General features: G+C 45.8%; 22 protein-coding genes, 1 tRNA gene and 1 riboswitch. Of the genes, 8 read left to right on the forward strand and 15 right to left on the reverse strand.

Translation table 11 applies throughout. From position 1 onward, the window contains the following. Window positions 1–80 precede the first annotated feature (80 nt). On the reverse strand, window positions 81–587 hold the full coding sequence (locus NSS66_RS26035; RefSeq protein ID WP_340960078.1) for a YwhD family protein: 507 nt from the start codon (window positions 585–587) through the stop codon (window positions 81–83). Window positions 588–711: 124 nt separating this feature from the next. Between NSS66_RS26035 and NSS66_RS26040 the strand changes: the two genes are divergently transcribed. The 4 genes from NSS66_RS26040 (at window position 712) to NSS66_RS26055 (ending at window position 5,293) form a co-directional block, all read left to right on the forward strand. Beyond that, entirely contained in the window at window positions 712–2,724 is a 2,013-nt protein-coding gene (locus NSS66_RS26040; protein WP_340960079.1) for a M1 family metallopeptidase, read from the forward strand. Window positions 2,725–2,735: 11 nt separating this feature from the next. Then, on the forward strand, window positions 2,736–3,563 hold the full coding sequence (locus NSS66_RS26045; RefSeq protein ID WP_028542598.1) for a hypothetical protein: 828 nt from the start codon (window positions 2,736–2,738) through the stop codon (window positions 3,561–3,563). Window positions 3,564–3,839: 276 nt separating this feature from the next. Beyond that, a riboswitch (cyclic di-AMP (ydaO/yuaA leader) is annotated at window positions 3,840–3,977 on the forward strand. 5 nt (window positions 3,978–3,982) lie between these two features. Further along, window positions 3,983–4,483, forward strand: a complete 501-nt coding sequence (locus NSS66_RS26050) for a C40 family peptidase (protein ID WP_025723776.1) — start codon at window positions 3,983–3,985, stop codon at window positions 4,481–4,483. Window positions 4,484–4,786: 303 nt separating this feature from the next. After that, window positions 4,787–5,293 carry a GNAT family N-acetyltransferase gene (locus NSS66_RS26055; protein ID WP_076265409.1) on the forward strand — a complete coding sequence of 169 codons (507 nt, stop codon included), beginning with the start codon at window positions 4,787–4,789 and terminating at the stop codon, window positions 5,291–5,293. 78 nt (window positions 5,294–5,371) lie between these two features. On the opposite strand, the gene NSS66_RS26060 is transcribed toward NSS66_RS26055, so the two are convergent. Both NSS66_RS26060 and NSS66_RS26065 read right to left on the reverse strand, forming a co-directional pair. After that, window positions 5,372–5,671 carry a 4a-hydroxytetrahydrobiopterin dehydratase gene (locus NSS66_RS26060; RefSeq protein ID WP_007428083.1) on the reverse strand — a complete coding sequence of 100 codons (300 nt, stop codon included), beginning with the start codon at window positions 5,669–5,671 and terminating at the stop codon, window positions 5,372–5,374. A gap of 117 nt (window positions 5,672–5,788) precedes the next feature. Continuing rightward, window positions 5,789–6,082 (reverse strand): hypothetical protein, encoded by a 294-nt coding sequence (locus NSS66_RS26065; RefSeq protein ID WP_028542600.1) that lies wholly within the window; start codon window positions 6,080–6,082, stop codon window positions 5,789–5,791. A gap of 187 nt (window positions 6,083–6,269) precedes the next feature. Between NSS66_RS26065 and motA the strand changes: the two genes are divergently transcribed. After that, window positions 6,270–7,064 carry a flagellar motor stator protein MotA gene (gene motA, locus NSS66_RS26070; RefSeq protein WP_028542601.1) on the forward strand — a complete coding sequence of 265 codons (795 nt, stop codon included), beginning with the start codon at window positions 6,270–6,272 and terminating at the stop codon, window positions 7,062–7,064. Next, window positions 7,057–7,884: a flagellar motor protein MotB gene (gene motB / locus NSS66_RS26075; protein ID WP_025723781.1), complete on the forward strand. Its 828-nt coding sequence runs from the start codon at window positions 7,057–7,059 to the stop codon at window positions 7,882–7,884. The genes motA and motB overlap by 8 nt, the downstream gene beginning before the upstream one ends. Window positions 7,885–8,019: 135 nt before the next feature. Here motB and rluF read toward each other — a convergent pair whose 3' ends face one another. Continuing rightward, entirely contained in the window at window positions 8,020–8,721 is a 702-nt protein-coding gene (rluF, locus tag NSS66_RS26080; RefSeq protein ID WP_028542602.1) for a 23S rRNA pseudouridine(2604) synthase RluF, read from the reverse strand. A gap of 51 nt (window positions 8,722–8,772) precedes the next feature. Then, a complete protein-coding gene (locus NSS66_RS26085) occupies window positions 8,773–11,049 on the reverse strand; it encodes a PAS domain S-box protein (protein WP_028542603.1) in 2,277 nt (758 codons plus the stop codon). Window positions 11,050–11,377: 328 nt separating this feature from the next. Between NSS66_RS26085 and tadA the strand changes: the two genes are divergently transcribed. Together tadA and NSS66_RS26095 are read left to right on the forward strand one after the other, a co-directional pair. Beyond that, window positions 11,378–11,878, forward strand: coding sequence for a tRNA adenosine(34) deaminase TadA (tadA, locus tag NSS66_RS26090; RefSeq protein ID WP_028542604.1), 501 nt, complete (start codon window positions 11,378–11,380; stop codon window positions 11,876–11,878). 60 nt (window positions 11,879–11,938) lie between these two features. After that, window positions 11,939–12,505, forward strand: a complete 567-nt coding sequence (locus tag NSS66_RS26095; RefSeq protein WP_076161096.1) for a GNAT family N-acetyltransferase — start codon at window positions 11,939–11,941, stop codon at window positions 12,503–12,505. Between the two features lie 115 nt (window positions 12,506–12,620). Here NSS66_RS26095 and NSS66_RS26100 read toward each other — a convergent pair whose 3' ends face one another. From NSS66_RS26100 to guaB, 10 genes are all read right to left on the reverse strand, one after another. After that, complete coding sequence (locus NSS66_RS26100; RefSeq protein WP_160788736.1) at window positions 12,621–13,697, reverse strand: hypothetical protein; 1,077 nt, start codon at window positions 13,695–13,697, stop codon at window positions 12,621–12,623. 199 nt (window positions 13,698–13,896) lie between these two features. Continuing rightward, window positions 13,897–14,052, reverse strand: coding sequence for a small acid-soluble spore protein P (locus NSS66_RS26105; protein WP_025720032.1), 156 nt, complete (start codon window positions 14,050–14,052; stop codon window positions 13,897–13,899). Between the two features lie 72 nt (window positions 14,053–14,124). Then, a complete protein-coding gene (locus NSS66_RS26110) occupies window positions 14,125–14,295 on the reverse strand; it encodes a hypothetical protein (RefSeq protein ID WP_007428073.1) in 171 nt (56 codons plus the stop codon). 28 nt (window positions 14,296–14,323) lie between these two features. Then, on the reverse strand, window positions 14,324–14,665 hold the full coding sequence (locus tag NSS66_RS26115; RefSeq protein ID WP_013308177.1) for a hypothetical protein: 342 nt from the start codon (window positions 14,663–14,665) through the stop codon (window positions 14,324–14,326). Window positions 14,666–14,809: 144 nt separating this feature from the next. Beyond that, a tRNA-Ser gene (locus NSS66_RS26120) sits at window positions 14,810–14,898 on the reverse strand. Between the two features lie 88 nt (window positions 14,899–14,986). After that, the gene (gene serS, locus NSS66_RS26125; protein ID WP_069080573.1) at window positions 14,987–16,270 is read right to left on the reverse strand and encodes a serine--tRNA ligase; all 1,284 of its coding nucleotides are present in this window, start codon (window positions 16,268–16,270) and stop codon (window positions 14,987–14,989) included. A 36-nt stretch (window positions 16,271–16,306) separates the two neighbouring features. Then, window positions 16,307–16,873, reverse strand: coding sequence for a pyridoxal 5'-phosphate synthase glutaminase subunit PdxT (gene pdxT / locus NSS66_RS26130; protein ID WP_053324339.1), 567 nt, complete (start codon window positions 16,871–16,873; stop codon window positions 16,307–16,309). Window positions 16,874–16,889: 16 nt separating this feature from the next. Beyond that, the gene (gene pdxS / locus NSS66_RS26135) at window positions 16,890–17,771 is read right to left on the reverse strand and encodes a pyridoxal 5'-phosphate synthase lyase subunit PdxS (protein ID WP_025720037.1); all 882 of its coding nucleotides are present in this window, start codon (window positions 17,769–17,771) and stop codon (window positions 16,890–16,892) included. 131 nt (window positions 17,772–17,902) lie between these two features. After that, window positions 17,903–19,291 (reverse strand): D-alanyl-D-alanine carboxypeptidase family protein, encoded by a 1,389-nt coding sequence (locus NSS66_RS26140; protein WP_028542609.1) that lies wholly within the window; start codon window positions 19,289–19,291, stop codon window positions 17,903–17,905. Window positions 19,292–19,618: 327 nt separating this feature from the next. Continuing rightward, window positions 19,619–21,076: an IMP dehydrogenase gene (guaB, locus tag NSS66_RS26145; protein ID WP_013308172.1), complete on the reverse strand. Its 1,458-nt coding sequence runs from the start codon at window positions 21,074–21,076 to the stop codon at window positions 19,619–19,621. Window positions 21,077–21,383: the final 307 nt, after the last annotated feature.

The following is a 21,383-nucleotide window of genomic DNA, read 5'->3' on the forward strand; positions in this document are numbered from 1 at the left end:
AAAAGGTTAGTGTCAACTCAGATAAATAAAAAAAGCAGCCCACAGAAGTGGCTGCTTTTTTTACTGCGTTAACGCTGGGCCTATCTTTCCAGCGCCTGCTTCAATTCCTCAGGCGAAGCGTCCCACCATTCCTCGTTATGCGAAATTAGCAGGCTTTTAAGCGCTGCTCTATCTTCGCTGCCGAGATCATCCAGCATGAAACGACGCTTGAGCGCGTAATCCATACGGTTGACGTGATCGGCGAGGATTTTCCAGCCGCGTTTGGCTTCGTCGTCAATCAGCATCTCGCAGGCGGTGGCGCCGCCGTACATACGTCCTTCGGGCGTACGATCCACGGCTACCCATACGAGCCATACCTGCCGTCCATTCGGTACATCCTCTTTATTCGTAGAGAACTTGATACCACGTTCTACTTTACTTTTGGCATGCATGGCACCGATATCAATTTTCGCTCCTCCTCGGTCAATGATGACCGGGGACATGCTGTTCAGGTCGATTGAGCCTGCGCCGAAACCCTTATGTTTACTCTTGCCACTGACAATGTTCAGTGCAATCTGTTTTTTGCCGTCCGGCTGATTTTCACTCATGCGTCACTAGACCTCCATTTTCCGTCTTCACACTCATTCTACACTATAAATATTTTAACTAATAATCTCCTGAAAGCAAACATATACATGCTGTAGATGCTTGTCAACGGGAGGTATCCATTGTATGACCCCAGCACGCACTAAAATCGTTTTATTGTCTACACTAGCCCTCGGTCTCCTCGCAGGGACGTTATGGTTTGCCTGGCAGCCCCAATCGCAATCAGACCCGCAGTCCATAGGCCAACCACTATACGGCTCCCTGTCTGAGTCTGCGCTTGCCCCAAATATGGGCAAGCCTCTAGGGGCAAACATCCTGCCTGACCTGCCCAAGAACCCTCCACAGCCCGCTACAGAAATCCTCAGCAAACGGGTGGTAGAGTACCACATTGATGTGTCTCTGGAAAAAGGACAGGTTTTGCGAGGCACTGAGACACTGACCTGGAGGCATCCGGGCAAGAAAACCGTGAATGATCTGTATCTTCATCTATACCCGAATGCCTTCTCTTCCATGGAAACCACCTTTATGAAGGAATCCGGTGGAAAGCTGCGCGGAGACACCATGCCCAAAGACGGCTTTGGCTCCATGACGCTGACTGAACTAAAAACAGAAGACGGTTTATCTCTCATGCACCGCATCCAATATGTGCAGCCAGATGACGGTAACGCAGGCGACCGTTCGCTCATGAAGGTGCGTCTACCCAAGCCGGTACGAGGTGGCGAAGAAATCACATTATATATGAAGTTTGAGGTAAAACTGCCCGCCATCTTCGCTCGTATGGGTGCGACAGATGATTTTGTAATGGCAGGACAGTGGTTCCCGAAGCTCAGCGTCTACGAGACTGCAGGACAACGTGGACGCGCCGAGGAGGGCTGGAACCTCCACCAGTATCATGGTAACTCCGAGTTTTATGCCGATTTTGGAATTTACAGCGTACGGATTCGGGTGCCTGAAACTCATATCGTAGCAGCGACCGGATTTCCCACCCGTGGTGCCGTCCGACAGAACGGCCAAAAAATATATCAATTTTATGCCGATGATGTACACGATTTTGCCTGGTCCGCTTCACCCAACTTTGTAACCGTAGAAGAACCCTTTTCTTCTGCTGAAGTCCCTGGTGTCAAAATCAAGCTCTACCTTGACCCGTCGCACAAGGAGCTCAAAGGGCGCTATATGAGCGCAGCGAAGGCCGCTCTTTCGTACTACAGCAAATGGTACGGGCCTTATCCATATTCCACCCTATCCATCGTGGTTCCACCCAAATCAGGCAATGGAGCCGGCGGTATGGAGTATCCGACACTCATCACAGCCGCTGCTGCGGGTAATCTAAATCCTGGCTATAGTCTGGAACGAACATTAGTTCATGAGATTGGACATCAATATTTCTACGGAATGGTAGCCAATAACGAATTTGAGGAGCCGTGGCTGGATGAAGGCTTCACCTCCTATGCAGAGGAGCGGCTTATGGAGCAAGAATATGGGCTTACCCCCAACTTGCCATTACAATCGGGACAGATAGCCTCCCCACAGCCGCTAAACCGCGAGTCATGGAAGTACGGCTCGGCTGCTGAGTACGCGCAAAACGCCTACTCTCGAGGCAAGCTGGTACTACGGGGCATTGAACGTCAGGTGGGTATGAAAAAAATGGATCGGATTATGCGGACCTACGTCCAGACGTACCGATTCAAGCATCCATCCTCCCAGGATTTTCAACGTATCGTGGAGAGAGCCACCGGACGCTCATGGAGCCACTATTTTGAACAGTATGTATATGACGGCCAGATGGCGGACTTTTCGGTGGATCATATCACGAACCAAAAGCTGGAGAATGGATATGAAGCAGTCGTGACGGTCAGCAAAAAAGGGGCGGATTATCCCAAGATCCCTGTCCAATTTACCTTCAAGGATGGTACCACGATATTCAAGGCTTGGGACGGCGCGGGCAAAAGCACAACTTTTCGGATCAAAAGTACTTCTCCCGTTTCCTATGTAACCCTTGATCCTCTATATACCATTGCACTGGAGAACAAGCACATTAACAATAGCCTAAAAGCCGAATTGGACGAAAAGCAACAAACCCGTTGGAATGTAAGTGTAACCAAGCTGTTAGAAACACTGCTTGGAAGTCTGTCATGGTGAGGTGTCTATAGATGCGGACTGTTATAAAAGAGGGCTGGGCGCTGGTGCGCATACGATTCTATATCGTTATCATTTTATTTCTGTATCGACTACTGTGGGGGGTGTTTCTCTATCGGCTGGTGCAGTCTGCCGTTATCCCGCTACTGCTCCGTTATCCTGATCAGGGTCAAAACGAGCTGGGACAGACCTTGTTTTGGATGGAGAGCCAGATTGCTCTGATGGACAGCCGGGAAGTACATGTGTATTTGTGGATACTACTAGGGGCGACTGTACTACGCATACTGATCACTCCCTTCATTAGAGCCGGAATATATCAAAGCCTGCATACCGATGCGACTGAACCGCAAAGCCTGTCCTTTTTCAAGGGTATGAAACGCCATGGCATGTCGTCGCTGTTGTATTACATCATCGAGTTGGGACTGCTGCTGCTTCCCGCCATTTGGGTAGTACCGAGACTCTACCCTATTGTAGCAGGAGCACTTCAATCTTCCTCTTATCTGCTGCATTTGTTGCCCTATGTCATGGGATGGATGGCATACGGATGGTTCATTCGGCAGTGCATCCTGTATATGCAACTGGGGACTGTCGGTGGTCACGCCATACTATCGTCCCTGCTCGCCTTCTTTCGCCAGCTCCTTCCAGCTGTCGGTATATCTCTTTTGCTTGGTGCTTGTGTGCTGCTGGTCTTCGGTCTATTTGGCACCGTGGCGATGATTTGGACTGGCATGCTGGCGCTCATTCTCCAGCAATCGTATCATTTTGTTACTAGTCTGGTCAGGCTGTGGCATATCAGTTCGCAGTACAGACTATGGCATACCGATATCTCCAGTAGAAGTTAAGCCCTGCCTTTATGTTTTTTACTTCATTTCCGTCTGTCGAAAAATCTTGATTCATATCCGCGCAAACGACACATAACTGAATACTGTTAACAACATCTGTTCCTTGGACATTAGGAGCAGATTTTTTTTGTAACTTTTTGCAATGAAACATTTGCCAAAGCCAGCCGTCTTTGTTACAATAATCGCAGTGAACTGATAGTAACAACTTTGTAATCTTTATTGTAACCTTTATCTCAAAAATAACGTTATTGTGAATACTGCTCTCCAAGGTGCACATCTTAAGTTAAGCCTAATTCCTGGCACCTAGGAAGCGGGGGAACCAGTTTGGGTGAATTGATCTCGCAACAGAGTGGTCATAGGGGAACCTTCTACCGAATCCTTAAGCTAACCTCGCAGGCATTGGAAGGGGTATATTTTTTTTGAAGAAGAAGCTAACGATCGCAGCTATGGGTCTTGCCATTGCCTTTACATCTTTTACATTCGGTGGCGGCAGTGCATATGCAGACTCTAAGATGGACCAGGTCATTCAAGATGCCAAAGGAACGAGCTACAGAAGCGGAGGCACTACACTCGAGGGATTCGATTGCTCCGGCTTCACAATGTATGTATTCAACAAACTGGGAATTAAACTTCCGCATCAATCCGGATCACAATTCAAAATGGGATCTTCTGTATCCCGCGATGAAATGAGACCTGGAGACCTGGTGTTCTTCAACACCACAGGAAGAGGCATTTCCCATGTAGGTATCTTCGTAGGTGAAGGGAAATTTGCCCACTCCTCGACTTCACGTGGTGTAGTAGTTAGCTCACTGAACGAAAATTATTACGCTAACCGCTATGTCGGTGCAAAAAGAATTATGAGCACAGACGCTTACCATTCTGTAGCTTCAGAAATTCCTGATGACGACAACGTAGAATAACTAACGCACAGCAAGCTAACCCTAGCCGCAATTTGATTCTGGCCGGAATCGAATTGCGGTTTTTTATGTCCACAACATCAGCAATTATTATCATTACTGACGAACTGAAGCCTCAAAAGGTTTCAATTTTAGCGAACATCGTCGGTTTTACCGTCAGCGCTGGGGGAGCATATGAGCAGTAATTCCTTCTTATTGAATGTATACCCGACTTGAGTATGAAATAAACACGCTTGCCATTCCCCTGCAACTTGTCTACAATCTGTTGTTAATGATTGAAGTACCTGTAAAAGGAGGATGGAACACATGCCGGCCTCAATATCCAACTATCGGATCGTACCGATGGACGAGCATCAAGCGGCTGCAATCTGTGAGTGGCGCTATGATCCACCTTATAATATATACGGTTGGCTCCCCTGGGAACAAATGAAGGCGCTTGAAGTCGAATTTGGAAGTCCCACGCTTCGCCAAGAGCAATATGTTGCCGTACTGGATGAAGAGAATAAGCTGACGGGATTTGCTCAATATTTTCCTATGATCGGTGTGACCCGGCTAGGTCTTGGAATGCATCCCGAAAGATGCGGACATGGCAAAGGCGCTGATTTTGTCCGTGCCATTGCAGAGGAAGCCCAACGACGCAACCCGAAGAATGAAATTGATCTAGAGGTACTCACTTGGAATCGGCGCGCTATCCGGGCTTACAAGGCGGCTGGATTTGAGCTTACAGATACCTATGAACGCCAGACTCCCGATGGCAAAAAACCGTTTTTTTGTATGGTATATCGTCCCGAGCACCAAACCCAGGTTCTATGATAAAAGCGCCTTCGGCATACAACCGCGATGTTGTATAGCGAAGGCGCTTTTATCATCATACGACAGATCATTACAAGCTCAATGACTGCTGCGCATTTTTTCAAAAGCTTCATTATATTGTTGGGCTTCCTTAATATCCACGGCCATAATACCGCCGTCGTCCCAAGAGGTCAAACGCAGAGTCACGGTCTTGTAATCAATCGTAATAAATGGATGATGATTGAATGCTTCAGATATAGCGGCAACTTCATCCACGAATGCAATCCCTTTCATAAAACTGGAAAAATTATATTTCCGAACGATCCAACGTCCTTCCTCCAGTTCCCAGCCCTCCAGTTTCTCCAGATGTGCTTCAATCTCTTCTTGTGTAAAAGGCATGTTACGAACTCCTCCCCGTTTATACGGAAGCCTTTCGACCGCTTAAATACGGCCAAAACTACGATATATTGGTGTACATATTACCACGGCCCCGTTGATAAATCCATAAGACGGACCTCAAATCAAAGGGACTGACGTCAGCTCCTCGTCTCCAATGAGTACATAGATACGATGCTGCTCCGGCTCATAGATCACAACGCCACTGCCTACAGTGATTATGGGCTCTGTACCCAGTGCATAAAATAAGTCTTCTGCCAAAGCTTCATTGACTTCCTGGCGTCCCGCCGGGTCCAGCCTGTCCCAATCTTCTGCTTCCATCTCGAAAAATTCGTAGCTGTCTGGGATGCGTCCCACAGCCTCTGTCAAATCGTTCAAAATTTGTTCATACTCACGCCCATGCTTTACTCCCATGCCATTTCCTCCAATGGTTCCGCCATTCAATACATAATCACCTTATTATACCGGAAATTCGCACTTAACAAAAAAGAGAGTTTTGTCGATAAATACTATAATCCGTCTTGTAATGACGCGCTTGGGGCAAGGACGACCCCGGCGGCATGAAAGGATTCAAAATCTATTCTCATGGATGAGGTGTATCATGCAAATTTCAACCATTATCGGACTTGTGCTCGGGATTATGTCACTGGTCGTCGGGATGATCTTAAAAGGCGCTCCGGTCGTCAATCTGGTCAATAATCCCGCTGCTTACATGATTATTTTCGTCGGAACGGCAGCGAGTATATTTATGGCCTTCCCGATGGCAGAAATCAAACGGATTCCGAAGCTGTTCAAGGTTATTTTCACCGAACAAAAACTGTTAGACCGCAAAGAGCTCATCGGTACGTTTACCGAGTGGGCATCCATTACCCGTCGTGAAGGTCTGCTCGCCTTGGAATCTAAGGTAGAGGAAATCGACGATCCCTTTATGCGTGGCGGCATGCGAATGATTATTGACGGAAATGATCAGGAATTCGTACGGGACGTTCTGATGGAGGATATCAATGCTACCGAGGACCGACATCGCTCTGGCGCGCTGATCTTCTCTCAAGCTGGTATGTACGCTCCAACGCTCGGGGTACTCGGTGCGGTTGTAGGTCTGATCGCCGCTCTGGCCGACCTTAGTGACATGGAAAAGCTCTCTCATGCCATTGCAGCAGCCTTCATTGCGACGTTGCTCGGTATTTTTACAGGTTATGTCCTGTGGCATCCGATGTCCAACAAGCTCAAACGGTTATCCAAAAAAGAAGTGGAGCTTAAATTAATGATGGTCGAAGGTCTGCTTTCCATTCAATCGGGGATATCGACGATTGCCATCAGTCAGAAACTGACGATCTTCCTGACTCCGACCGAACGGGCTACGTTGACCCAGAAGGATGGCGATTCCAGTGAGTAAAAAGAGACATGAACCGCATGAAGAGCATGCTGACGAAAGCTGGCTGTTGCCATATTCCGACTTAATGACCCTTCTGTTGGCTCTTTTCATTGTCTTATTCGGTATGAGCTCGCTCGACGCCAAAAAATTTGAAACTATGGCTCAATCCCTGAGTGCAGCTTTTAGTGGCGGCACTGGCGTGCTGGATCACTCGGCCGCGAATCCGTCGTCACAATCCATGGATATGGGCAAAAATAAAGAACAAGTATCACAACCCTTAAAATCGAAGGCTACTTCTACCTCTGAACTGCAAAAACAGTTGGCCCAGCGGGAAGAAGAAGATTTAAAAAAACTTAAAAAACAAATGGATCAATACATTCAAAATAACGGCCTGACCCCGTTGCTGAATACCAAGCTGAACCAATCACAGCTGATGATCACCATTAGTGATAATGCCTTGTTTTCATCCGGGCAGGCCGAAGTAAAGCCGGAAGCAAGAAAGCTGGCCAAGTCTATTTCTAGTATGCTTCAGCAGTTCCCTGGCTATGATGTTATCGTATCGGGTCACACGGATAATGTACCGATCTCCAACAGCCAGTTCCCGTCCAACTTTGATTTGAGCGCCAAGCGCTCTCTGAATTTCTTGCGTATCTTGTTGCTCAATCCAGATCTCGATCCAACCAAGTTTGTATCCATCGGTTATGGCGAGTATCGTCCATTGGCAAGCAATCAAGATGGTCAAGGACGCTCCAAAAACCGTCGTGTTGAAATATCTGTTCTCCGCAAATATCAGAACGGGACACAAGTCATCAGTCCTACCTCAAGCTCGAGTGAAGGTTGATTATGCATATGTTATATGAACAAAGGCACCGCCGCATTTTTATGCAGCTGGTGCCTCTTTGTTTATGCTTCCTGTACTTCTGGCCCTGTCAGGTACACGATCATACGCTGTAGGCTATACGAAACTCCTCTGGCATTAGCTAAGCGTATAATCGAGCATCTGGCCAAGCTCCTGCTTCTCAGCCTCTGTCAGATCACGCCAGGCACCTTTCTGAAGGGACCCCAACCGAATATTCATGATTCGCAGCCGTTGCAGTTTTTTTACTTCATAACCGAAGGCAGCACACATACGCCGGATCTGACGATTTTTCCCTTCAGTCAGGATAATACGGAATACATACTCAGATACACGCGTCACCTCACAAGGTAGCGTCCGCTGGCCGAGTATTTTCACCCCGCTGGACATGCCCTGCACAAAAGACGGTATGACAGGGCGATCCACTGTTACGATATATTCTTTCTCATGCTTGCCTTCTGCCCGTAAAATCTTATTCACAATGTCTCCATCATTGGTAAGTAAAATGAGACCTTCCGAATCCTTATCCAGGCGTCCAATCGGGAATATCCGCTGCGGGTGCCCCACAAAATCAACAACATTGCCTCTAATGTGGCTCTCCGTTGTACTTGTAATGCCCACCGGCTTGTTCAATGCAATATAGACGTGATCGGACTTCTCGCGCAGTGGCTTGCCGTTCACGCGAACATCATCGCCTTCCTCCGCTTGACTACCCAGCACGGCCACTTCGCCGTTAATCGTCACGCTGCCGCTCTCTACCAGCTTGTCCGCCTCCCGACGCGAGCAAAAACCGGTTTCGCTGATAAACTTGTTAATGCGCAACCTGTGTACCCTCCATTTCTACTAACACACTTCCTCCTGCGCCCCTGCCCGTTACTCCGGCTTGGCAATCGGAAGCTGCACCAGGGCTGTCGTTCCCTCTCCCTCTGTGCTTTCAATATCCAGTGTGCCTTTATGACTCTGTATAATACGCTGGCTGACCATAAGTCCTAGTCCTGTCCCTGTTTCTTTGTTTGTGAAAAAAGGTTCTCCTAGCTTGGACAGCATTTCTGCAGGAATACCCGTTCCCTGGTCCCGTATGAAGATTTTAACGCTTTCTCCCTCCAAGAACAAATGAATCGTGATGATACCACCTTTACTCATAGCCTCCATGCTATTTTTAAGTAAATTAATGAATACCTGTTTTAACTGATTTTCTTCGGCGTATACCAGGGCAGGCTCGTCCGTGACCTGAAGATTGAATACAATGCCCAGCAGATGCGCCTGACTATCTAGTAAAGAAATCACATCGCTCACAATATAGCGAACATCTTTTTTCTGAAAATGCACCGCCTGTGGCTTCGCCAGAATTAAAAACTCGCTTACGATCAAATTAATGCGATCCAGCTCAGACATCATAATATCGTTGTGTTTCATATTCAACACTTGATTTTGCTGCTGTAGTTGGAGAAAGCCACGTAGCGTGGTTAGCGGATTACGAATCTCATGCGCTACGCCTGCTGCTAGTTGTCCGACGGTTGTCAGTTTCTCTGATCTGCGCAACAGCTCCTCCATCCGGTTGCGACCCGTGATATCACGCGACACGCAGATAAACCCCAAAATCTGGCCTTCTTCATCCAGAATAGGCGACGTGCTCATACTAATCTCTACCGTACTTCCATCCTTACGCATTCTAAGGGACTCACTTGATACGATGCTCTCTCCCTGAAGCAGGCTCTTCTTCTGAAATTCATACTCCTCCTGTTGCTGCGGAGGTACAAACTCCAGCTTACGACCAACCAACTCTTTCTTGGTCCAGCCGTACAAAGCTTCGAAGGCATGATTGACCCGAACGACACGATCCTCCTCATCAGTCACATGAATCGCATCTGCTGTCTGATTAATAACCGATTCCAGATGCTCCTTTACAGAACGGTTCTCTTCATACATTTGTTCGAGTCTTCTCGTATACACCCCCAAATTGTAGGCCATCGCATTGATGCGCTCACCCAACTGTGCAAGCTCATGACCACCCTTGATTTCTAGCCGTGTATCAAAATGACCATCAGCCATCTCGTTCACTTTGCCCAGAATCGACTGAATTGGACGGACAAACAGACTGGCAAGCACATAGCTTCCAATGATCACAACCTCTAAAAGGACAATAGAAATGGCAATTAAACTAATCAATTGCTTGGAAATAACAGAAGTGATCGTATCATAATTCATAACAATACGGATAACATAGGCATCACGGTTAGCCGGATAAAAAGGTATGTAACTGACGAGAACCCGTTCGCCTTTAATATAGCAGTCTTGTACAATACTCTCCCCCGAGATGATAGCCCTGGACACGGCCAAACGATCCTCCTGCACTCTCGTTAGTTGATACGTGCCGAATTGGATCGGTTTGTTGTACATGTAATAGTATTTCCAGTCGTTCCCGTTCTTGTCCATCGTAGCGCCACCAAAGGTTGCAGGGTTAATTCCTGTAATCTCCATGATGCGATAATCCACTTGTTGGGTTTGCTTTACGATCTCATCGGGACTCAGGATGGTTATGAAATTTTGTACTGAAGTATCCTGAAAGGAAATTCGAATTAAGTAGTTACGTTTTTGGTCATAATAAAATCCCCATTTATTAATATGTGAGGAGTCTGAACCCGTGTAGTCAAATGATCCGGTCCAAAAATGATCCAGTTTCTGACCTTGCGCCATTGCAGCCTGTCCATGCTCATATAATTGGTCAACTGCATTTTTCCAATGCCCGGTCAATGGATCGGATGGCGTTACTTCTTTAGGATCGGAGGATTTGACAACCTTATACCCCTGCCCGTCTCGAATCATCAAAGAAATATTAATATCCCTGTGGAGTGTGGCTATCTGTTGAAGCTGTTCCTGCTGAATATTTCGGATGTCAGGATCGAGCTGATTGGCAGCCAACGTGGCAGAAAGCCACAGATTATATCCGAGCTGTTTGTCAACGGCCTCCCAGCTATGTTGGGTTTGTTCGATAGCTCCTCCGATAATTTTAGCGGTCAGAACCATTTTAGTTTCACTGTCACTTCTTAGATTTTCGTGGGTCGTGTAATAATTGAGTGCGATGTTTAACAACAGGATAAACAAGACGGACCCCGACAAAATGATCGTTATTCTGATTTTTATCGACACACTGATTTCTCACCTCTTGCCGTATGCTGGCGATTACTGGCAATTGCTAACTCAATGATACCGTAATAGCGCCTCTGATACCAGCATTTACATTTACCGGATATACATAAATACACACCTTGTGTACAGTATTGTCAATAGACGGGCGTTTGCCTACAATATAAGAAGATAATCATCCACAGGTAGTCCACAAATACACAGATTTTATTATAAACTGTGGATAAACCTGTGGACAAGTGCCTTGTTATCCACAATTTTATTCACATCATGTTAACAACGGAATATTTGTTCGTTGGATAATTCCGCGTTTGAAAGGAGCATTTTCCCAGTGACCACTATGGATCACGCCTATTGGATGAAAGAAGCCATTCAGGAAGCGTATAAGGCAGAAACGTTAGGTGAAGTCCCCATCGGAGCTGTCATCGTAAAAGATAATGAAATCATCGGCCGCGGTTACAATTTGCGCGAGACGGATGCTGACCCAACTGCACATGCAGAGATGGTTGCCATTCGTCAGGCCAGTGAGCACTTAGGCGCTTGGCGCCTGCTGGATTGCAGGCTGTATGTCACCCTGGAGCCGTGCCCGATGTGCGCCGGAGCCATTGTTCAATCACGAGTCCCTCATCTGATATACGGCACCACAGATCCCAAAGCAGGCTGTGCAGGCACGCTGATGAATTTATTACAGGAGCCTCGGTTCAATCATTGCACAGAGGTAACCAGTGGTGTACTTCAGGAGGAATGTGCCTCGTTGCTAACGAGCTTTTTTCGGCATCTCCGGCAAAAAAGAGCGGCCGCCAAATTGTCTCCTCCCCTATCTTCATCCTGAGGGGGAAAATTCCAAAACACTTCATCTCATTGCTAATTCCCCATGGAAGGAGATCACCTCATGCCTATGAGCTTGTATAATACGCCTCAAGGTATCTTTTTACGGCCATTTAGCTTAGCGGATAGCGAAGCCCTTCTCGCCCTTAGGCACCGAAATAGGGATTCCCATGCGCCTTATGAGCCGCTTTACGAGGATTCATTTTTCACATTAGAGAAACAGCAGGATTATATCCGTCAGAAATTGCATCAGGCCGAAGAGGATCGAGGTTACGTGTTCGGTATCTTTCTCTTAAAGGAAGAACGGCTCATCGGTTATATCTCTATTTCCAATCTAGTACGTGGAGTTGGACAATTCGCTGATATCGGCTACATGATGGATCATCATGAACAGGGTAAAGGGCATATGACCGCTGCCTTAAAGTTGATCATACAATATGCCTTTCGTGCCTTATCTCTACATCGTCTCCAAGCGGGTACCCTTTTGCATAATGATCCCTCACAACGTGTATTAAAAAAATGCGGCTTCCAGCCAGAAGGCATTGCTCGCAAGCTTATACAGATTCAGGGCGCATGGCAGGATCACCAGATGTTTGGACTTTTGGCTGAGGATGACGTGTGGCAGAGCTAAATGACTGCACAGGGACAACATTAACAGTAAACAAAAAACCGCCCGGCTTATGCCGAGCGGTTTTCTTACATCATATACGAAAAAAATGATGTTTTGCAATCATGTCATCCCATAATTAAGGAGCAACAGTTTGCATTTTTTGTTGCAGTTGTTCCATAGTCAGGACTTGATCACCTGTTGGAATACCCACTTTAAATGCTGCTTTAGCATTGATTTTGCTGTATTGCGTGTAGCCTGTTACGGACAATTTCACATTGTCTTTTGTAGCCGGATCATTCATCTCTACATTCGCATTCAGGTCTTGATACACAGGAATGTTATCCTTGTTCAAAGCTGTGTTAATGTCAAATTGTTTCACCGTCAAATAGTTTTTCAACTCATCCAGCTTTTTGCTAACTTCGCTGGTGTTGGATTGCAGTTCTTTCTTCGCTTCAGCCAGCTCTTCCTTCTTCACTTGAAGCATGCCAGCATATTCATCTTTAGACATCACATCAAGGACTTTAGGAAGCGCCTTAGTGATAAATGTATTGGTCGCTTGCTTCACATTGTCGTTCGTTATTTTGAACTGAACTACTTGTTTAGCTTCAACGCCTTGTGGCAATTTAGCGTCTTTAGGATCAATATCAAAGAAGTACGTTGCTTGATCATACTCGTTCATAATAGCAGCAATCACTTCATTCGCAAATTTCTGCGATTTTTCCTGATCCATCGCTGCAGGATTAAATTCTTGTCCTGATTGTTTAGCCAGTTCTTGTGGATCAATGATCAGGAATTTACCTACAACATCCTGTGGAAGCGGGTAAAATGGAATATTAGGAATTTTAACGTACAGTTTATCTTTAGTCATTACCATTGGAATCGTGAAGCTGGTGGAAAGATCACCTTTCAAATGAATGCCGAGCGTCATTTCAGATTGGAAAGGTTCTTTTTGGTATACACCATCCAGCGTAATATCAGCATTTTTCAGCATGCTAGTTACCATTGCACTTTGCTCACTTGGAACAGAAGCGGATGTAATGGTCAGTTCCTTAATCGTGAATTGACTTTTGGATTCATAAGAATTCAATTTCATTGCATTAGCTGTACCGGTCGTAACAGCTTCCTTCGGTTCTAACTTCTTGCTACAACCTACCAGGGCTACCGTCATAAGCAACACCATAGTGAGTACCAAGACGGATAACTTTTTACTCATTGTGTAGATTCTCTCCTCTCGTATTTAACCCCTTTATTTATGCTAACAAAAAAAATACACACCCTCTATTTTAACTCATATTCTCAAACGGCGAAACACTTATTGGAAAATTTTCTTACAATAAGCACAAAGACACCCTGGCTCTCTAACCAGGGTGTCTTACACTATGCAATATATTTTAGGAGAAAGGTCTGCCTGCTTATGAGCCTTCTCTATTATGGTGATCCACGTGATTCCGCTGTTTCACCTTCTTGGAACCGGATAACGGCTCCTGCTGATGACTACGCTCACGCTTTTCGTTACTTCCACCAGAATCCTGTGCTTCGGGAACAGGAATGGCTTTAGGCTTGCTCATTTATGCATCCTCCATTCTCAGTCTATATTTTTGGTACATCAACGAATCCGTTTATTACCATTAAAAATAGGACTATAGATGGTGTAGATCTTCCGTTTTATCGTGATTTAGTGAATCCTGATGACGGCGATCATTACGATCCTGCTGCACTTGCTGTGCCTGATGACTATTAACTGGACGTTGCTCCAAATCATCAACAATGTTAGACAGGTTTTTATCCAGTCCGTTTTTGGCTTTTGTCATGTAGCCTTCCTCCTCATTCCTTCATGACCTACGAATGCGTCAACGACTGTAATGTTTGGGCACATTGGTGAATATGCCGAGTATAATCGGACACTAACTGCTGAATGATATCTGTTCGTTCATCCACAGACTGTCCGTCCCGCTCTACATCGACTAAGCTAACCTGTACTTCCCGGGAGTCTACATAAGTACATGCAAAATCAAAGGAGTACATTTGTCGGCCTTCAACCTCGATGTGGATTCGTATAGCCCGGTTATTGGCTTCATCTGCCTGTACCTGTGATTTGTCCCCTGAATTCAAAAGAATCGGCAGTTGTTCCTGCCAGGCCTCTACCAGCTTTTGCTGGTCTACTGTCATTTCTCGATTCATGCCAGCACCTCCACATCTGATAACGTGTGAAAAAAACGAGCTTTTTATACAACAAAAAAGCCATTCTCCACGATTCCTGATCATTAGCTTATAAAGGCCAATGTATCAGCTATCGTATTTGAATGACTTGGTTTATTTAAAATATGGCGGAGAGGATGGGATTCGAACCCATGTGAGCTTGCACTCTAACGGTTTTCAAGACCGCCCCGTTATGACCGCTTCGGTACCTCTCCAGGTGGTAAATGGATAAAGCTGCTTCCCTTTTAACATACTCAGGCGCAACAAAATTATTTTACCACAGGATTTCTAAGAATGCAACACTTACTGCTTAGGAGCAATAACCTCAACACCTCGCATGTATGAACGCAGGACTTCTGGGATCACGATGCTTCCGTCCTCTTGCTGATAGTTCTCCAAAATAGCAGCCACAGTCCGACCCACAGCCAATCCTGAACCGTTCAGCGTATGTACAAATTCAGGCTTCGCCTTCGAATCTGGACGGAAACGAATGTTTGCACGACGCGCTTGGAAGTCTTCTGTGTTTGAACAAGAAGAAATCTCGCGGTACATGCCACTCTCAGGCAACCATACTTCCAGATCGTACGTTTTGGCAGACGTAAAACCCATATCTCCAGTGCAAAGTGCCAGCACGCGATATGGAAGTCCGAGCAGCTGTAAAACACGCTCAGCGTTATTCGTCATTTTCTCCAATTCCTCATAAGAGGTATCCGGGTGAACTAGCTTAAGCATCTCTACCTTATTGAACTGATGCTGACGGATCAGGCCACGTGTATCACGTCCTGCTGATCCTGCCTCCGAGCGAAAGCAAGAGCTGTATGCTACATAATATTTTGGAAGCTGCTCCGCATTCATGATCTCTTCACGGTGGTAGTTGGTTACCGGAACTTCAGCCGTAGGAATGAGATAATACTCAGTATCACGCAGCTTAAACAAATCTTCTTCAAACTTCGGAAGTTGACCCGTTCCGTACAAGCTATCCCGATTTACAATGTATGGAGGAAGCATTTCTTCATAACCATGCTCACTGCTGTGCAGATCCATCATAAAGTTAATCAGCGCACGCTCTAATCTTGCTCCCAGTCCTTTGTAGAACGTAAAACGAGAACCCGTTACCTTGGCTGCTGCCTCAAAATCAAGAATATCTAGATCCTGAGCCAATTCCCAATGCGCTTTAGGTGTAAAAGAAAACTCGCGTGGCTCCGACCAGCGACGGATTTCTACATTATCCTCTTCCGATGCACCTACAGGTACTGTTTCATTAGGAATATTCGGAATAGACATCACCAGTTCGTCGATCTGTACTTCCAGTTCGCGTACTTGCTCATCTAATTCTTTAATACGATCGGAGACTTGACGCATTTCTGCAATCAGATCATCCGCATTTTCCTTATTCTTCTTCAACTTGGCTACTTCACCGGATACCACGTTCCGACGATTTTTGAGTCCTTCGCTTTCTTGTAGTAACTCACGACGGCTTACATCCAGATCTGTAAAACCATTAATCAGATCCAGAGATTTCCCCCTGTTCTGCAAAGCTTTCTCAACCCGACCAAGCTCATTACGTAAAATCTTTATATCTAACACAGGTAATCCCTCCTACACTACAAACCTGACTTTCCCCTATTCGCGGACCATATCCACAAAATACTGATGTAACCGGTAATCGTCTGTTAACTCCGGATGGAAGGATGAAGCCAGCAAATGACCCTGACGGGCTGCCACGATCTCGCCGTTATACTCAGACAGCACATCTACTCCCGTTCCAACAGACTGTATTAATGGCGCGCGTATAAATACAGCACGAACCGGTTCCTCAATCCCTTTAATGTTCAAGTCTGTTTCAAAGCTTTCTCTTTGGCGACCAAATGCATTACGCGATACTGTAATATCCATGAGTCCCAAATGTGCTTCTTCCTGTCCTTGAATCGTTTTAGCCAGTACAATCAATCCCGCGCAAGTACCGAATACAGGCTTGCCTTGATTGGAAAACTGACGTACAGCCTCTATAAAATTATACTTGCGCATTAGCTTACCGATAGTGGTACTTTCACCACCGGGAATGATAAGACCGGACAGCTCATCGAGCTGTTCGATCTTCTTCACCGCTATACCTTCCGCACCCGCACGTTCAACGCTTCGTATATGTTCAGCTACAGCGCCTTGCAGCGACAATACACCTATTTTCATGCCGGTCCCTTCTTTCTTACCAACCACGATCCTGCATGCGCTCATGCGGTGCCAGTTTGGAAATTTCAATGCCTTTCATAGGAGTTCCCAAATTCTTGGAGACTTCTGCGATTAGCTTGTAATCCGTATAATGAGTGGTCGCTTCCACGATTGCACGTGCAAACTTCTCAGGGCTATCCGATTTGAAAATACCAGAACCTACAAAGACGCCATCAGCGCCTAAATGCATCATTAACGCGGCATCGGCAGGTGTTGCTACACCACCCGCTGCAAAGTTGACCACAGGCAGCTTGCCAAGCTCATGCACTTCTAACAGCAGTTCATAAGCAACTCCGAGGTTTTTCGCTTCTGCATACAGCTCGTCCTTCGACAAGTTTTGCACCTTGCGAATTTGACCATTGATAAAACGCATATGCCGAACGGCCTCAACAATATTCCCAGTTCCCGGTTCGCCCTTCGTACGGATCATAGATGCACCCTCACCAATACGACGCAGCGCTTCTCCCAGATCCTTGGCTCCACAAACAAATGGAACGGTGAACTCCCGCTTATCAATATGGAAAACTTCATCCGCAGGTGTCAGCACTTCGCTCTCATCGAGATAGTCAACACCGAGAGATTCCAGTACCTTTGCCTCTACAAAGTGACCGATGCGAGCCTTAGCCATAACAGGAATAGAAACAACCTTCATAACTTCTTCCACAATCGTTGGGTCAGCCATACGAGCAACCCCACCAGCTGCACGGATATCCGAAGGCACCCGTTCAAGAGCCATTACAGCTGTAGCTCCTGCTGCCTCTGCAATTTTAGCCTGCTCAGCGTTCATGACATCCATGATTACGCCGCCTTTTTGCATCTCTGCCATACCTCTTTTTACACGCGAAGTTCCCGTTTCCATGTCGTTGCCTCCTGTAAGGGTTACGTTTAGATTCTAACTTAATATTTTACCGCACGAATGCCAAATACACAATCATTTCAAGCTGCAAAATAAGTAATGAAAAACAAGGTAGGTCGCCTAGCTTTGCTTTTTTAGAAGAGGTTCTTAATTCCTTGGAACAGATCTCCGAAGAAATCACCGATTGCCCGGAAAAGCATTCGGAACCAGCCGCCCTCTTCTACTGCCGTCGTAGTAACCAGATCTACGGTTTTCGTCTGCCCTTTATCCACACCGTCTGTCTTGTAAGTGTACGTAATTGTTCCGACTTTGGCCCCTTGCTTCAAAGGTGCCACCAGAGAGCTTGCTGGTGTAATGTTCGTTGTAAAGGTTACCTTAGGATTGCTCGCACCCTTAGGTACAATAAAGCTTACTGCATCCTTGGTGACGATCGGTACTTCTGTTTCCGTACCTTTGGTCACTGGCACATTCTCAACACCCTTAACCACCGTCTTTGGAGCAACAACCTGCTTCACTTCAAAGTTATCAAAACCATAGTTCAGCACTTTAGCTGTCTCTGTAAAACGGTGTGCATCTGAATCAGCTCCCATAACTACACTGATGAGACGCACTCCGTTGCGTTCAGCGGTTCCTGTAAAACAGTTGCCAGCATTAGCCGTATGGCCTGTTTTCATCCCGTCTAAACCTGGGTAAGCAAACTTTCTAAAGTTAGTAATATTTTTGTTTGCTTCTAGCATCCAGTTATAGTTAATAATCGGCGCCTTGTCGGTAGGACGGAATTTGTAAGATTGAATTGTGGTGAATCGTGTGTAATCCGGATGATCTTTAATGATGTAACCAGCCAGAGTAGCTGCATCTCTCGCTGTCATCACAGTTTCCCGGTCTGTATCCGGCTGGAAGCCTTTCGGCATATCACCACGGTCCAAACCAGTCGAGTTGATAAAATACGTATTTTTCATGCCCATTTTCTGAGCTGTTTCATTCATTAGTTTTACAAAGTCCTGCTCGGTTCCGGATACGCGTTCAGCAAGGGCTACTGTGGCGTCATTAGCAGAACCTACCGCCATTGCAATATAAAGCTCTTCTACCGTATGTTGATCCCCTTGAGCCAAAAAAATACGTGATCCAATGCTCTTAGAAGCATTCTCGTTAACCGTAACCTTATCCGTCCACTTGAGTTTACCTTGCTTAACCTGTTCAGCCACGATGTACTCTGTCATCATTTTAGTCATACTTGCTGGTGGAAGTGGCTCATCTGGATTCATAGACAGCAATACTTGCCCCGTGGAAGGCTCGATCAAAATGGCAGAACGTAGTGCCAGACTAGGGGGGTTAATAGAACCTGTCCCCGTAATATTGGTTGCCTGTGTTGCCGCTCCAGCTGCAAAAGTAGCCACGCTAGAATCGAAATTGCCTACAACAGGCAATGCCGACATATACATCATATTAAGCACCATGACTGCAGTCACACTCTTTTTAATCATGCTGCGTTTTGTATTTTCCTTTAAATTGTTCGCTTTCAAATGAATACAAACTCCTCTCGTACCTCAACCCGATCCGCTATGTATAACGAGACGGTGGTTATAGCCTCTACTTGGCCAATGTAGTTAATGTTTAATGTTATAAAATTCAGTTTTATTTCGTTTTCTTAGTTGTATCCTGTCATGAGCATTTTCTGCTCGAATCTTCTTCACTGGTAGGAATCGTCCAAAAGACCTACGTGCCCTAATTCATCAATAATTTCATCATAAAGGCGGACACTTGTCTATTCTATCACAGGGGTATCTCTAAAAAAAGACAGGCAGAGCGAAATACGCTCTGCCTGTCGTCAAGTCTACTACAGCCGAACTTTATAGAGAGTAGTTTGGTGCTTCTTTCGTAATTTGCACATCATGCGGATGGCTCTCACGCAGACCAGCACCTGTAATACGGATAAAGCTTGTATCGTTACGAAGCTCCTCAATATTAGCTGTACCGCAATAACCCATACCAGAACGAAGACCGCCCAACAGCTGATGAACAGTGTCGGAAAGTGGTCCTTTATAAGCAACGCGTCCTTCTATGCCTTCCGGTACCAATTTCTTGTCGTCATCTTGGAAATAACGATCTTTACTACCTTGCTTCATCGCAGCCATAGAACCCATGCCACGATATACTTTGAAGCGGCGTCCTTGATAAATTTCAGATTCGCCTGGGCTTTCTTCCGTACCTGCAAAAAGACTTCCCAGCATTACCGCAGAAGCCCCTGCCGCAATGGCCTTTGTAATTTCACCGGAGTATTTAATACCGCCATCTGCAATAATCGGAATATTATATTCACGTGCTACTGTTGCACAATCATAAATTGCTGTTACTTGTGGAACACCAATCCCTGCGATTACGCGTGTTGTACAGATGGAGCCTGGACCAATACCCACTTTTACGACCGATGCTCCAGCTTCAATTAATTCGCGCGTTCCGTCACCAGTAGCTACATTACCTGCTACAATCGTCAGATCAGGATAAGCTTCACGCAGCTTGCGGACTGCTTCAATAATGTTAATATGATGCCCGTGAGCAGAGTCCACTACAATCATATCCACACCAGCTTTTACAAGTGCTTCAGTCCGATCAAATGTATCCTTGGAAATGCCGACAGCCGCACCGACCAGAAGACGGCCTTGTGCATCTTTCGCTGCGTTCGGAAATTGAATAGCTTTCTCAATATCTTTAATGGTGATAAGGCCTTTGAGATAATTTTCATCATCGACCAAAGGGAGCTTTTCAATTTTATGCTTTTGCAAAATGACTTCCGCTTCCTGTAAAGTCGTACCTACAGGTGCAGTTACCAGTTCTTCCTTCGTCATGACTTCACTGATTTTAAGGTTAAAATCGTGAATAAAGCGAAGATCGCGGTTAGTAATAATACCCACCAGTTTGTTTTCTTCGTTTACAACAGGTACACCAGAAATACGGTATTTACCCATAACTGCTTCAGCATCGGATACCAAATGATCCGGAGTCAATGAGAATGGATTGGTGATAACACCGCTCTCCGAACGTTTAACCCGATCCACCTCTACCGCTTGCTGTTCAATCGACATATTTTTATGAATAATACCGATACCGCCCTCACGAGCCATCGCGATTGCCAACACTGCCTCAGTAACAGTATCCATACCAGCACTCATCAAAGGAATATTCAGCTTTACGTTATCACTCAAACGAGTCGCCACGCTTACTTCTTTGGGCAGAACCACCGACTTGCGAGGTACCAGCAAAACATCGTCAAAGGTAAGGCCTTCCTTACCGAATTTATCTTCCCACACCAAGATGATCCTCCTTCAAATTGTTTAGTCTGTATTGGTCTTGTTGTCTGTCCGACATGGACAAATCAAGGCTCTCTGAAAATATATTATTGCAATCTTAGCAAAGCGGTATAGGGGTGTCAAGCCTTCATCAATAGCCCTAACCTTTAGTATTTCCCTGTACAAACAACTGTACTCCTACGAAGGACAACCTTTAAAAATAAGCGTTTCCAAAGGTAATAACTATTTACAAGAGCATATCTCCTCTTTGAATGCGCAGCATAGAAGCAATTATATAAGTGGTTTGTACCGCAATATACCAAAGAGG

Source organism: Paenibacillus sp. FSL R10-2748 (assembly GCF_038005565.1).
In the GTDB taxonomy this organism is placed as follows: Bacteria; Bacillota; Bacilli; order Paenibacillales; family Paenibacillaceae; genus Paenibacillus; species Paenibacillus polymyxa_B.